We start from the raw sequence: 13423 nt of genomic DNA, 5'->3' as shown, positions 1-13423 counted from the left end.
GCCCCCGGTGAGAGAGCGGGCCTCAGCCCGCGAGCACCGCCGCGCCCGGGACCGGCCCGTGGGTGGCGTGCGCGGTCCGGCAGGTGCCGGAGGCGATCAGCGCCTCGGCCACCGCCGCCGCCGACTCGGCGTCCTTCGTCAGGAAGGCGCAGGTCGGGCCGGAGCCGGAGACCAGGGCCGCGAGCGCGCCGGCCCCGGTACCGGCCCGCAGGGTGTCGGCGAGCGCGGGTCGCAGCGAGAGGGCGGCGGCCTGGAGGTCGTTGGCGAGCGCGGCGGCGAGGGCCACCGGGTCGCCGTCGGCGAGGGCGGCGAGCAGCGCGGGGTCGGCGTCCGGGGTGGGCACCTCGCGGTCCGAGGAGCCGGTGCCGGCCTCCTCGCGGAGCCGGTCGCACTCGCGGAACACGGCCGGGGTGGAGAGGCCGCCGTCGGCGACCGCGAACACCCAGTGGAAGGGGCCCGCCACCGGCAGCGGCTCAAGGATCTCGCCCCGGCCACGGCCCAGCGCCACCCCGCCCAGCAGGGCGAACGGCACGTCGGAGCCCAGCTCGGCGGCCAGCTCCAGCAGGGTCTCCAGCGGGGTGTCCAGACCCCAGAGCGCGTCGCAGGCCACCAGGGCCGCCGCGCCGTCGGCACTGCCGCCCGCCATCCCGCCGGCCACCGGGATCGCCTTGGCGATGTGCAGGTGGACGCCGGGGTCGGCGAGGCCGTGGTGCGCGGCCAGCAGCCGGGCCGCCCGGGCGGCCAGGTTGGTGGCGTCCAGCGGGACGGAGGCGGCGTCCGGACCGGTGCAGGAGAGGGTGACCCCCTCGCCCGGGGTGGCGGTCACCTCGTCGGCGAGGGCCACCGCGAAGAAGACGTTGGCCAGGTCGTGGAAGCCGTCGGCCCGCAGCCCGCCCACCCCGAGCTGGACGTTGACCTTGGCGGGAACGCGGACGGTGATCATCGGGCGGCCTCGGGCTTGTGCTCGGCGATGGCGGCGAACTGCTCGACGGTGAGCATCTCGCCGCGCAGCTTGTGGTCGATGCCCGCGGCGTGCAGCGCCTCCTCGGCGGCGGCCGGGGAGCCGGCCCAGCCGGCGAGCGCGGCGCGCAGGGTCTTGCGGCGCTGGGCGAAGGCGGCGTCCACCACGGCGAACACCTCCGCGCGGGAGGCGGCGGTCTTCGGCGGGTCCCGGCGGATCAGCGAGACCAGGCCGGAGTCCACGTTCGGCGCCGGCCAGAAGACGTTGCGGCCGATGGCACCGGCGCGCTTCACCTCGGCGTACCAGTTGGCCTTCACCGAGGGGACGCCGTACACCTTGTTGCCGGGCTTGGCGGCGAGCCGGTCGGCGACCTCGCTCTGCACCATCACCAGGGTGCGCTCGATGCTCGGGAAGGTCTGCAGCATGTGCAGCAGCACCGGCACGGCCACGTTGTACGGGAGGTTGGCGACCAGCGCGGTGGGCGCCGGGCCGGGCAGCTCGGTGACCTCCATCGCGTCGCTCAGCACGAGGTCGAAGTCCTTCGCCTTCTCCGGCATCCGGGAGGCGACGGTGGTGGGGAGGTGCCGGGCGAGCAGCGGGTCGATCTCCACGGCGGTGACGTGCGCGGCCACCTCCAGCAGCGCCAGGGTCAGCGAACCCAGCCCCGGGCCGACTTCCACCACGCTGTCCTCGGCGGTCACCCCGCCCGCGCGGACGATCCGCCGCACGGTGTTGCCGTCGATGACGAAGTTCTGCCCGCGCTGCTTGGTCGGCTTCACCCCGAACGCGGCGGCCAGTTCACGGATGTCGGCGGCGCCCAGCAGGTGACTGTCGGACTGCGGCGTGGGATCGGTGCTGCTCACCCCGCAAGGATACGGGCGCCACACCGCCTCACCGTTCGACGGTCTCCCCGGGGACGGGGCACCGGAGCGTTCCGGCGGCGCCCGGCGTCCGTTCGCCGGTCAGTACCCGAAGGCCCTGGCCGTGTTGGCGGCGATGGCGGTGGCCGTCTCGTCCTCGTCGAGGCCGAGGTGGGCGGCCATGGCGCGGACGGTGACCGGGATGAGGTACGGGGCGTTGGGGCGGCCGCGGAACGGGTGCGGGGTGAGGAAGGGGGCGTCGGTCTCGACCAGGACGCGGTCGAGCGGGGTGGCCGACAGGGCCTCGCGCAGGGCGTGGTTGGCCTTGTAGGTGACCGGGCCGGCGAAGGAGAGGTACCAGCCGTGCTCGGCGCAGACCTTGGCCATCGCGGCGTCGCCGGAGTAGCAGTGGAAGACCGTCCGCTCGGGCGCGCCCTCCTCCAGCAGCAGGGCGATGACGTCCTCGTGGGCGTCCCGGTCGTGGATCACCAGGGCCTTGCCGTGCCGCTTGGCGATCTCGATGTGCCGGCGGAAGGACTCCTTCTGGATGTCCACGCCCTCGGGCCCGGTGCGGAAGTAGTCCAGCCCGGTCTCGCCGACCGCCTTCACCTGCGGAAGGGCGGCCAGCGCGTCGATCTCGGCGAGCGCCTCGTCGAGGGCCTTCGCCCCGCCGGGTGAGCGGTGCTGCCCGGACCAGCCGTCGGGGTCGCCGAGGAAGATCCGTGGCGCCTCGTTGGGGTGCAGGGCGACGGCCGCGTGCACGGCCTCGAACTCGGCGGCGAGTTCCGCCGCCCAGCGCGAGCCGCGCACGTCACAGCCCACCTGGACGACCGTGGTCACCCCGACCGAGGCGGCCTTGGCCAGGCCCTCGGCGGGGGTGCCGGACTGCATGTCCAGGTGGGTGTGCGAGTCGGCCACCGACACGGCCAGGGGTTCCGGCAGCGGCGGCGGGGTCGACCGGTCGTCGTCCTTCTTGGCCATCAGGAGGCGGGCTTCTCTTCCAGACGGGGGAACAGGATGTCGCCCTTGGTGACGGTGGAGCCGGCCGGCAGCCGGCCCCAGTCGGCGACGGTGCCGATGGTCTGGTCGGCGAGCGCGCCCAGCGAGGCCTCGGCGCCCAGCGAGTCCCAGAGCTTGGCCGCGGCGGTCGGCATCAGCGGGTTGAGCAGCACGGCGGTGGCCCGCAGCGCCTCGGCGGCGGTGTAGAGGACGGTCGCGAGGCGGGCCTGGCCCTCCTCGGAGGTGTCCTTGGCGACCTTCCACGGCTCCTGCTCGGTGAGGTAGCCGTTGACCAGCTTGATGAACTCGAACACGGCGGCGATGCCGCCGGCGAAGTCCAGCTCCTCGCCGATCTTGCGGTCGGCGGTCTCCGCGGCCTTGGCCAGGCCCTCGGCGACGGTCTGCTCGGCCGCGCCGGCGGCGGTGGCGGCCGGCAGCGCCCCGTCGAAGTACTTGCCGACCATGGCGGCGACCCGGGAGGCCAGGTTGCCGAAGTCGTTGGCCAGCTCGGAGGTGTACCGGGCGGTGAAGTCCTCCCAGGAGAACGAGCCGTCGGTGCCGAACGGGATGGCCCGCAGGAAGTAGTAGCGGTACGCGTCCACGCCGAAGTGCGAGGTCAGGTCGGTGGGCGCGATGCCGGTCAGGTTGGACTTGGACATCTTCTCGCCGCCGACCATCAGCCAGCCGTTGGCGACGACCCGCTTGGGCAGCGGCAGCCCGGCGGCCATCAGCATCGCGGGCCAGATCACCGCGTGGAAGCGGAGGATGTCCTTGCCGACCAGGTGCACCGAGGCGGGCCACAGCTCGGCGAACCGGGCCGGGTCGCTGCCGTAGCCGGCGGCGGTGATGTAGTTCTGCAGCGCGTCCACCCACACGTACAGGACGTGCTTCTCGTCCCAGGGCAGCGGGACGCCCCAGTTGAAGGTGGAGCGGGAGATCGAGAGGTCCTGCAGGCCCTGCTCGACGAAGCGCAGCACCTCGTTGCGGGCCGTGGCCGGCTGGATGAAGTCCGGGTTGGCGGCGTAGAACTCCAGCAGCTTCGGGCCGTACGCGGAGAGCCGGAAGAAGTAGTTCTCCTCCTCCAGCCACTCGACCGGGCGCTTGTGGATCGGGCAGAGCTTCTCGTCCTCGGTCGCGCCGGGGAGCAGCTCACCGGGGAGCTTGTACTCCTCGCAGCCGACGCAGTACGGGCCGGAGTAGCCGCCCTTGTAGATCTCGCCCTTGTCGTGCAGGTCCTGGACGAACTCCTGCACGCGGTCGGTGTGCCGCTTCTGGGTGGTGCGGATGAAGTCGTCGTTGGCGATGTTCAGGTGCTGCCAGAGCGGCTTCCACGCCTCCTCGACCAGCTTGTCGCACCACTCCTGCGGGGTGACGCCGTTGGCCTCGGCGGTCCGCAGGATCTTCTGGCCGTGCTCGTCGGTCCCGGTCAGGTACCAGACCTTCTCGCCGCGCTGGCGGTGCCAGCGGGTGAGCACGTCGCCGGCCACCGTCGTGTACGCGTGGCCCAGGTGCGGGCGGTCGTTCACGTAGTAGATCGGGGTGGTGACGTAGTAGGCCGAGCGCTGCGCCTCGGTGGTGCTGTGGTCTTCAGTGGCCGCCATGCCACCGAATCTTAGTCGCGCGAAGGAACCACCCACGACCGAGTATCGGTGCGCGGACGGCTCCCGCCCGGGCCCGGCCGGCCCGCCGAAGGGCCGGCCGGGCGCGGCGGGTCCTAGTCGGCCCGGCGGGAGAAGAAGCCGAACCAGCGGCGGCGGGTGCCGGCCGGCATCTCGGCCGGGGCCGGGACCGGGGCCTCGGCGTCGGCCGGCTCGGCGTGCGGCGCGTACCCGGGGGCCGGGGTGGATGACCGGTCGGCCGTGGCCACCCGCCCCTCGCGCATGATCCGCACCTTGTGCCCGCCGCAGCCGGGGCAGGTCGGGTTCTTCAGCGGCGACGGCACTCTCAGCCCGTTCGCCTTGTACTCGAACACGGTCTGCCCGTCGCGGGCCTTGTGGTGCTCGATGTCGTAGGCCTGCTCCCAGCCGTAGCCGCAGCTCAGGCAGACGAACGAGTACGCCTCCCGGACGGTCTCCACGGAGTTCCGCGGCCTGGTGGTGACACCGAGGCCGCTCGGCGCTCCGCCGCCGCTCAGAGGGCTACCGATCGTGTCGCTCATAGCCGTCTCCCAGCGCCCGCCGGACCCGCGCCCGGCTCAGGTCTTCCATCCCAGGGAATGCCCCGGTCGGCGCCTCCGCCACCCGGCTTGCCAAGTCTTGGAACCGAATTGGCGAGGCTTGGGGAAAGGCTGGGCCAAAGCTTCGCCCGGCCGGTGTTTACGGAGCGCTTGTTCCCAAGGTACGCGCCGGAATGCCTGGTGGCACGCCTGGTCACGGGCTGTTCTTGGCGGCCACCACGGCGTCGAACACCTCGCGCTTGGGCAGGCCGAGCTCGGCCGCGACGGCGGCGATGGCCTCCTTGCGGCGCTCCCCCGCCTCCTCCCGGACGGCCACCCGGCGGGCCAGCTCGGCCGGGGTGAGCTGCTCGGGCGCGGCCGGCGGGGCGCCGGCCACCACCACGGTGATCTCGCCCTTGACCCCGGCGGCCGCCCAGGTGGCCAGCTCGCCGATCGGGCCGCGCTTGACCTCCTCGTAGGTCTTGGTCAGCTCGCGGCAGACCGCGGCCGGGCGGTCGGCGCCGAAGGCCTCGGCCATCGCGGTGAGCGCCTCGGCGATCCGGTGCGGCGCCTCGAAGAACACCATGGTGCGCGGCTCGGCGGCGACCTCGGCCAGCTGCCGGGCCCGGTCGCCGGCCTTGCGCGGCAGGAAGCCCTCGAAGGTGAACCGGTCCACCGGCAGTCCGGACAGCGCGAGCGCGGTGAGCACCGCGGACGGGCCGGGGACGGCGGTGACCCTGACCTCCGCCGCGACGGCCGCGTCGACCAGCCGGTAGCCGGGGTCGGAGACCGAGGGCATGCCGGCGTCGGTGACCAGCAGCACCCGGGCGCCGCCGAGCAGCGCCTCGACCAGCTCGGGGGTGCGGGCCACCTCGTTGCCCTCGAAGTACGAGACGACCCGGCCGGTCGGCACCACCCCGAGCGCCTGGGTGAGCCGGCGCAGCCGGCGGGTGTCCTCGGCGGCGATCACGTCGGCCGAGGCCAGCTCGGTGAGCAGCCGGGGCGGCGCGTCCGCGACGTCGCCGATGGGGGTGCCTGCGAGAACGAGTACTCCTGTCACGTCCCCATCCTCCCAGCCCGGGCGGCCGCCGCCGTCCGCCCGTCCATAAGGGCCGGTCAGTCCGCCCGGCGCCGGGCGCGGTACCAGGCGAACAGGGTCGTCAGCCCGGCCGAGCCGAGGACCGCGGCCTTGACGGCGCCCCAGCCGAGCAGCAGCCCCAGGCCCGGGACGAGGTGCCCCAGCCAGCGGGAGATACCGAACAGCACCCCGCCCGCCAGCAGCGCGAATCCCACCGCGAGCGCCACGTCGACCGCTCCGCGTCCCCTGCTTCCCCCATCATCCATAGGACCGATCGTATACCTGACAACCCGTCAGCAGCCGGGTCGTAGCGCTGTTCCTCGCTCGTCTCCGGGCGCTCTTGACCCGGTGCCGACATTCCTCGCTCCCGCGCTCGCTGGCGCTCGCTTCCTCGCTCGTCATTTTCGGCCCCGGCGCGCCCTTCGACTCGTGCGACCCGGGCCCGGCCGGGCTGTGAAGGCCGGGGAGACCGTTGCGCGCTCATCCGCCGCCCCTACGATGTGCGCGTGACCGGCGACATGACAGCCAAGACGCACAGTGGTTCGGACCGCCCCGAGCAGGGCGGGGTGGCCGTGCTGGCCCCGACCGACGATCCGGCCCCGGTGCCGGAGCCGCGCGAGGGCCGGCCGGGGGCCTCCCGCTGGTCGCGGGTGCTCTCCGCGTACGGCTACCGGGCGCCGGCCGGGCCGACGTCGGCCGAGCGGCTGGTCCCGCCGATGCCGGACGGCCCGGGGGTGACCCCGGACCTGGTGCCGTCCTCGCTGCTGCTGCTCCGGCTGGGGGTGCGGCTGCCGGACGGCCTGTGGTCCTGGCTGTGCCGCTGGTCCGGCTGGCTCGGCCCGCTGGCGGTGGCGCTGTTCGCCGGCGTGCTGCGGTTCGCCGACCTGGGCTCCCCGCACGCGCTGATCTTCGACGAGACGTACTACGCCAAGGACGGCTACGCGCTCTGGCAGGGCGGCTACGAGACCTCCTGGGCCGACGACGCCAACGGCCAGATCACCGCCCCGAACCCCAATGTGCCGTACCGGATCGACCCGGCGTACGTGGTGCACCCGCCGGTGGGCAAGTGGATCATCGGCCTGGGCGAGCAGCTGTTCGGGATGAACCCGTACGGCTGGCGGTTCATGACGGCGGTGCTGGGCACGGTGTCGGTGCTGATGCTCGCCCGGATCTGCCGCCGGCTGCTGCGCTCCACGCTGCTGGGCTGCGTGGCCGGTCTGCTGCTGGCGGTGGACGGCCTGCACTTCGTGATGAGCCGTTCGGCGCTGCTGGACCTGGTGGTGATGTTCTGGTTCCTGGCGGCGTTCGGCTTCCTGCTGCTGGACCGGGACCGCACCCGCGGCCTGATCGCCCGGCGGATGGAGACCCACCCGGGCGGGGACTGGCTCACCCTGGGCCTGCGGCCGTACCGGCTGGCGGCGGCGGTCTGCCTGGGCCTGATGACGGCGACCAAGTGGAGCGGCCTGTACGCGCTGCTGGCCTTCGCGGTCATGACCGTGGTCTGGGACGCCACCGCGCGCCGGCTGGCCGGCAACCGCAACTGGTGGATCTGGGGCCTGTTCTGGGACTCGCTGGCGATGCCGCTGATGCTGCTGGTGACCGTGGTGGTCTACACGGCCAGCTGGACCGGCTGGTTCCTCAGCAGCGCCGTGCCGGGCCACGGCGGCTACTTCCGCGACTGGGCGGCCACCCGCCGGGGCCTCTCCCCGGACCACCTGCTCGGCATCCCGCTGCCGCAGGTGGACCTGACCTGGGTGCCGGCCGGGCTGCGCAGCCTGTGGCACTACCACGCCACGATGTACGACTTCCACGTCGGCCTGACCAGCCCGCACACCTACCAGTCGAACCCGAAGAGCTGGCTGGTGCTGGGCCGGCCGGTCTCCTTCTTCTACGAGTCCCCGAAGAACGGGCAGGCCGGCTGCGACGTGGCCGAGTGCGCCCGCGAGGTGCTGGGCATCGGCACCCCGCTGCTGTGGTGGGCCGGCATCGTGGCGCTGGTGTACTGCCTGTACCGCTGGGCGCTGCGCCGGGACTGGCGGGCCGGGGCGATCCTGTGCGCGATCGCGGCCGGGTACCTGCCGTGGTTCAACTACCAGCAGCGGACGATCTTCCTGTTCTACGCGGTGGCCTTCGTGCCCTTCCTGGTGCTGGCGGTGACGATGATGATCGGCGCGCTGATCGGGCCGGCGACCGCGAGCCGGGACCGCCGGATGCTGGGCACGGTGGCGGCGGGCGTGCTGGTGCTGGCCGTGATGGGGAACTTCCTCTACTTCCACCCGCTGTTCACCGGGGAGACGATCCCGATGGAGGACTGGCGGGCGCGGATGTGGTTCACCAGCTGGATCTGAGATCCATGCGTCCCTCCATGTAATGAATGTGTCACAAGGGACGCGTGTGTCGTGGGTGCACGGAGACTGTGTGCTTAGGGTGTCTGGGCCGGTCCGTCGGTCGACACCATGGGGGATCTCACCGTGCACAAGGGCGCCAAAATCGGCATCGCCACCGTCACCGCCGCGCTGTTCGTCGGCGGCGGCGTCAGCGCGTACGCGCTGCTCGCGGGCGACGAGGACGCCGGGCCGGGGAAGCCGAAGACCCGGACGGTGGTGGCCGAGCCCCCGACCGCCGAGCAGGCCGCCGAGGGGGCCAAGTCCTTCCTGGAGGCCTGGTCCAAGGGCGACCTGGAGGCGGCCGGCAAGCTCACCGACAAGCCGGACACAGCCAACGCCGCGCTGGTGGCGTTCCGGGAGAAGCTGAAGCCCAGCGCGATCGGGCTGACCCCGGGCGGTCCGGCGCCCGCGCCCACCTCCTCGACCGCGCCCACCACCAAGCCCTCCTCCGCCGCCGCGAGCGCGGCGTCCTCGGCCTCCCCGACGTCCGCGGCCCCGGCTCCGGCCGGCGTGCTGCTGGCCTTCAAGGCCAAGGTGGAGTTCGCCGAGACCGGGACGCCGTGGAACTACGACGGCGTGCTGAAGATGGTGAAGATGAGCGACGGCAAGGCCGCCGTGCTCTGGGACCCGACCGTGCTCCACCCCAAGCTGGCCGCCGGCCGGACGATCGCGGTGAAGCCGGTGTTCTCCCCGCCGTCCCAGATCCAGGACCGCAAGGGCCGCCCGCTGAGCGCCTTCGCCTCGCTGGCGCCGCTGCTGCCCACGGTCAAGGCCACCCCCGCGAGCGCCTCGCCCGACGACGCCGGGACGGGTGTGGTGATCACCGACGACGCGGGCAAGGCGGCCCAGGAGAAGCTCTTCACCATCAAGGAGCCCAAGCCGGCGGCGGCGCTGAAGCTGACCCTGGACGCCGATGTGCAGAAGGCGGCCGAGGAGGCCGTCCAGGAGCAGTCCAAGGGCGGGACCCGGGCCGCCTCGCTGGTCGCCATCGAGCCGTCCACCGGCAACATCCTGGCGGTGGCCAACGCCCCGGCGACCGGGCAGAACCGGGCCTTCCTGGGCGCCACCGCGCCCGGCTCCACCATGAAGGTGCTCTCCGCGGCGGCGCTGCTGGAGGCCGGGGTCACCCCGACCAGCACCATGCCCTGCCCGCCGACCACCAAGGTCACCGGGCTGGAGCTGAAGAACGACTTCGACGGGGACTTCCCGAACTACACGCTGACCGACGACTTCACCCGCTCCTGCAACACCGCCTTCATCGAGAAGGGCAAGGAGGTGCTGAAGCCGGACAGCCTGCCCAAGCTGGCCAAGGAGGTCTTCGGCCTGGGCCTGGAGTGGAAGACCGGCGTCAGCAACTTCGACACCCTCATCCCGGTGCAGAACAGCATGGCCGGCGCGGCCAGCGAGTACATCGGCCAGGGTGCGGTGCAGACCAACCCGCTGGGGATGGCCTCGGTGGCGGCCACCGTGCAGAACGGCACCTTCCACCAGCCCGTCCTGGTGGCGGACAGCAAGGACCGGGTGACCGCCGCCCGGCAGCTCGCCCCCGGGGTCCTGGAGGACCTGCGCGGGCTGATGCGGGCGACGGCGATGAACGGCACCGCCAAGCCGGTGATGGCGAGCCTGGGCGGCAACTCCGGTGCCAAGACCGGGACGGCCGAGATCGGCGGCGGGAAGCCGGCCAACAGCTGGTTCGTGGCCTACCGGGGCAACATCGCCGCGGCCGCCGAGGTCGAGGGCGCGGGCCACGGCATCGACGCGGCCGGTCCCGCGGTGGCCAAGGTCCTCAAGGTGGGCAACGGCTGACCGCTCCTGCGGTCACTCCCCGGTCACCCCACCAGGGCCACCGGCATTTGGTGCCGGGCCGGGTCCGGGTGGCGCCAGGTCCAGGTCCGGGTGGCCAGCCGCGGCCAGATCACCAGGACGGTGGGCAGCGCCAGGTACCCGAAGCGGCCGGCCGGGGCGAGCATGAAGGCGACCGTCAGCCCGACGGCCAGCAGGTCGCAGGCGGCGGTCGCCGAGGTGGGCGGGTAGGCCAGCAGCCAGAGCGCCACCGCGAGGCCGCCCAGGCAGAGCAGGGTCAGCGAGATCGTGTGCCCGGTCGGGCCGAAGCCGGCCAGCACCTTGCCGGGCAGCGGGCTGCCGGCCGGGGTGTGCACGGCGGTCATCCCGAGCGGGAAGCGGACCACCTGCTCGCGCAGCTCCCGGGCGTGGCCCAGGGCGACCGGGAGGATCACCGCCAGGCTGACCCCGACCGAGATCACCGCCGCCCGGGCGGCCCGCCGTCTGCCGTACAGCCGCCAGAGCAGCAGCAGGGCGACCGGGAGGGCGGGCCAGGCCGTCCACTTCAGGGTGCAGGCCAGGGCGAGGACCAGGCCGGTGCCGACCGGGCGGCCGCGGGCGGCCATCGCCATCGCCAGCGAGCAGACGCCGATCAGCGGCAGGTCGACGCCGCCGACGGTGAGCGCCAGGGCGATCAGCGGGGAGGCGGTGAGCACGGCCAGCGGCAGCACCGGCGCGCGGTCCCGGCTGGGCCGCAGCAGCCGCCAGCCGCCCAGCAGGCAGCCCAGGAAGGTCAGCGCGAACCAGATCCGGGCGTCCCCGAGCACCTGGCTGAGGCCGTTCCCGGTGCCGAGCGCGGCCCGGGGCAGGCCGAACAGGGCCATCGAGGGCAGATACGGGTTGAAGTCGGTGACCACCCGCGGGTCGGGCAGGTACGGGCTGCCGGTGTGCAGCAGCAGCCGGGCCGAGCGCTCGACCACCATCACCTCGGACTGGTGCCTTCCCCGCAGGGCCAGCACCGCCAGCGGCAGCAGCACCGCCCCGAACAGGGCGACCGCCGCGCCGACCCGGGGCCCGATCCGGCGGGGCAGGCCGAGGCAGAACACCGCCGCCAGGCCGTAGGCGGGGGCGGCGACGGCGCCCCAGAAGATCTGGTTGGACAGGTCGGACACCAGCGGGAAGGCCGCCGCCCACAGGGCCGCGATCACGCAGCCGACCGCCTGCACCCCCCGGTGGGCCGCCCAGCGGGCCGCCGCCGACTCCCCCGCGGTGCGCTGCCGGGGCACGCGTCGGGAGCCGCCGCGCCCGGGTGCACTGTGCACGGCGCAGGCGGCCTGGTCTGCGAGGTGGGACGGACGGGTGCTCACCATGCCTGGAAGGGTAGGGGGCCGAACCGGGCGGTGTCCCGGGACTCGGCGTGCTTCTTGTGTGCAACTTGACGCGGAAGGGGGACCGCCGGTGTACGGCGGTCCCCCCTTCCTCCCCCTGGTACCGGCCTTTCTCAGCCGATCTCGACCCTCTCGCGCGTCTCGGTGGCGGCGAGCTTGGAGTGCTTGACGCTGTAGCCGAAGTACACGGCCGTGGCGAGCACCAGGGTGACGCCGAAGGCCACGAAGGTGTCGGTGTGCAGGCCGGTGATCAGGTAGGCGCAGAAGCCGATGCTGAGCAGCGGGACGACCGGGTACAGCGGCACCCGGAAGCCGCGCGGCAGGTCGGGCTGGGTGCGGCGGAGGATGATCACGCCGACCGAGACCACGGCGAAGGCGACCAGGGTGCCCAGGCTGGTCATGTCGGCGAGCAGGCTGAGCGGGAAGAACGCGGCCAGCGCGGCGACGGCGATGCCGACCACCCAGGTGTTCCAGACCGGGGTGCCGGTGCGCGGCGAGACCTCGGCGAACTTCTTCGGCAGCATGCCGTCGCGGCCCATCGCGTACAGGATGCGGGTCTGGCCGTAGATCACCACCAGGGTGATGCTGAAGATCGAGACGATCGCGCCGAGCGCGAAGACCATGCCCGGCCAGCCCTGGCCGGTGACGTCCTGGAGGATCTGGGACAGGCCCGCCTCCTGGCCCTCGAACTTCTGCCAGGGCTGGGCGCCGACGGCGGTGACGGCGACGGCCACGTACAGCAGGGTGACCACGACCAGCGAGATCACGATCGCCAGCGGCAGGGTGCGGCGGGGGTTCTCGACCTCCTCACCGGCGGTGGAGACGGCGTCCAGGCCGATGAAGGAGAAGAAGATGCTGGAGGCGGCCACCTGCACGCCGGCCGCGCCGAGCGGCATGAACGGGGTGAGGTTGCCGGAGTGGAAGCCGGTCAGGCCGACCGCCACGAACAGCACCAGGACGGCCAGCTTGATCGCCACCATGGCGGCGTTGACCTTGGCGGACTCACTGGCGCCGCGCACCAGCAGCAGGACGACCAGGGCGACCAGGACCACGGCCGGCAGGTTGACGTACCCGCCGTTGCCGGGGGCGGCGGCGAGCGCGTCGGGGATGCGGACGCCGAAGGCCAGGTCGAGGAACTCGTTGAGGTACTCGCCCCAGCTGACCGCGATGGCCGAGGCGGAGACGCCGTACTCCATCAGCAGGCAGACGCCGACGCCGAAGGCGACCAGCTCGCCGAGGGTGGCGTAGGCGTACGAGTAGGAGGAGCCGGACACCGGGATGGCGGAGGCCATCTCGGCGTAGCAGAGCGCGGTCAGGCCGGCCGTGACCGCCGCGAGCACGAAGGACAGGATGACGGCCGGGCCAGCCTCCGGGACGGAGGTGGAGAGCACGAAGAAGATGCCGGTGCCGACGGTCGCCCCGATGCCGATGGACGAGAGCTGCCACAGGCCGATGGAGCGGCGCAGGTGGCCGCCTCCGCCGCCCTCCTCCCCGGCGGAGGCGGACTCCGCGATCAGGGTCTCGACCGGCTTCCGTCTGAGCAGACGGGAGCCCGGGGTGCTCTGGGGGGTGCTCACGTGGGTGGTTCTTTCTGGGCGGAGGAGGGTGTGCGTCGGCCGGGGTCGCGATGGCCGCGTGGGGCGACATGGCGGACCAACCGAACAAAGATGGGACAGTACCCCGCGAGGGCACCATGGGCGCAAACGGAACCATGAGGGGCGCGCCTTGGACGAATCACCACAGAGCACCCGACAAACCGGACACTTCGCCTACGGTGCGCTGCCCGCCCCGGGCGCTGTGCGGCGGGTGAACG

11 protein-coding genes are annotated in these 13423 nt (G+C 73.1%); 2 read left to right on the top strand and 9 right to left on the bottom strand.

What is annotated here, in order from left to right; all coding sequences use genetic code 11:
* Positions 1–22: 22 nt before the first annotated feature.
* The 7 genes from ABWK59_RS20330 to ABWK59_RS20300 all read right to left on the bottom strand — a co-directional run bounded on the left by ABWK59_RS20330 (position 23) and on the right by ABWK59_RS20300 (position 6319).
* Entirely contained in the window at positions 23–943 is a 921-nt protein-coding gene (locus ABWK59_RS20330; RefSeq protein ID WP_354642027.1) for a 4-(cytidine 5'-diphospho)-2-C-methyl-D-erythritol kinase, read from the bottom strand.
* Positions 940–1824, bottom strand: coding sequence for a 16S rRNA (adenine(1518)-N(6)/adenine(1519)-N(6))-dimethyltransferase RsmA (rsmA, locus tag ABWK59_RS20325; RefSeq protein WP_354642026.1), 885 nt, complete (start codon positions 1822–1824; stop codon positions 940–942). Before rsmA ends, ABWK59_RS20330 begins: the two co-directional genes overlap by 4 nt.
* Before the next feature lie 99 nt (positions 1825–1923).
* Positions 1924–2802 carry a TatD family hydrolase gene (locus ABWK59_RS20320; RefSeq protein ID WP_354642025.1) on the bottom strand — a complete coding sequence of 293 codons (879 nt, stop codon included), beginning with the start codon at positions 2800–2802 and terminating at the stop codon, positions 1924–1926.
* On the bottom strand, positions 2802–4421 hold the full coding sequence (metG, locus tag ABWK59_RS20315; protein WP_354642024.1) for a methionine--tRNA ligase: 1620 nt from the start codon (positions 4419–4421) through the stop codon (positions 2802–2804). Before metG ends, ABWK59_RS20320 begins: the two co-directional genes overlap by 1 nt.
* Positions 4422–4534: 113 nt before the next feature.
* The gene (locus ABWK59_RS20310; RefSeq protein WP_354642022.1) at positions 4535–4978 is read right to left on the bottom strand and encodes a hypothetical protein; all 444 of its coding nucleotides are present in this window, start codon (positions 4976–4978) and stop codon (positions 4535–4537) included.
* 211 nt (positions 4979–5189) lie between these two features.
* Positions 5190–6035, bottom strand: a complete 846-nt coding sequence (gene rsmI / locus ABWK59_RS20305; RefSeq protein ID WP_354642021.1) for a 16S rRNA (cytidine(1402)-2'-O)-methyltransferase — start codon at positions 6033–6035, stop codon at positions 5190–5192.
* 56 nt (positions 6036–6091) lie between these two features.
* On the bottom strand, positions 6092–6319 hold the full coding sequence (locus tag ABWK59_RS20300) for a hypothetical protein (RefSeq protein ID WP_354642020.1): 228 nt from the start codon (positions 6317–6319) through the stop codon (positions 6092–6094).
* 252 nt (positions 6320–6571) lie between these two features.
* Between ABWK59_RS20300 and ABWK59_RS20295 the strand changes: the two genes are divergently transcribed.
* Both ABWK59_RS20295 and ABWK59_RS20290 read left to right on the top strand, forming a co-directional pair.
* Positions 6572–8401, top strand: coding sequence for a dolichyl-phosphate-mannose--protein mannosyltransferase (locus tag ABWK59_RS20295; protein WP_354645031.1), 1830 nt, complete (start codon positions 6572–6574; stop codon positions 8399–8401).
* Between the two features lie 108 nt (positions 8402–8509).
* A complete protein-coding gene (locus ABWK59_RS20290) occupies positions 8510–10246 on the top strand; it encodes a penicillin-binding transpeptidase domain-containing protein (protein WP_354642019.1) in 1737 nt (578 codons plus the stop codon).
* 23 nt (positions 10247–10269) lie between these two features.
* Here ABWK59_RS20290 and ABWK59_RS20285 read toward each other — a convergent pair whose 3' ends face one another.
* Positions 10270–11592 carry a glycosyltransferase 87 family protein gene (locus tag ABWK59_RS20285; protein ID WP_354642018.1) on the bottom strand — a complete coding sequence of 441 codons (1323 nt, stop codon included), beginning with the start codon at positions 11590–11592 and terminating at the stop codon, positions 10270–10272.
* A gap of 131 nt (positions 11593–11723) precedes the next feature.
* Complete coding sequence (locus ABWK59_RS20280) at positions 11724–13187, bottom strand: APC family permease (RefSeq protein WP_354642017.1); 1464 nt, start codon at positions 13185–13187, stop codon at positions 11724–11726.
* Between the last annotated feature and the right edge of the window lie 236 nt (positions 13188–13423).

Origin of the sequence: Kitasatospora sp. HUAS MG31 (genome assembly GCF_040571325.1) — a bacterium.
GTDB classification, from domain to species: Bacteria; Actinomycetota; Actinomycetes; order Streptomycetales; family Streptomycetaceae; genus Kitasatospora; species Kitasatospora camelliae.
Note: the sequence above shows the minus strand (reverse complement) of the source record. Positions and strands in the feature narration are given on the sequence as shown.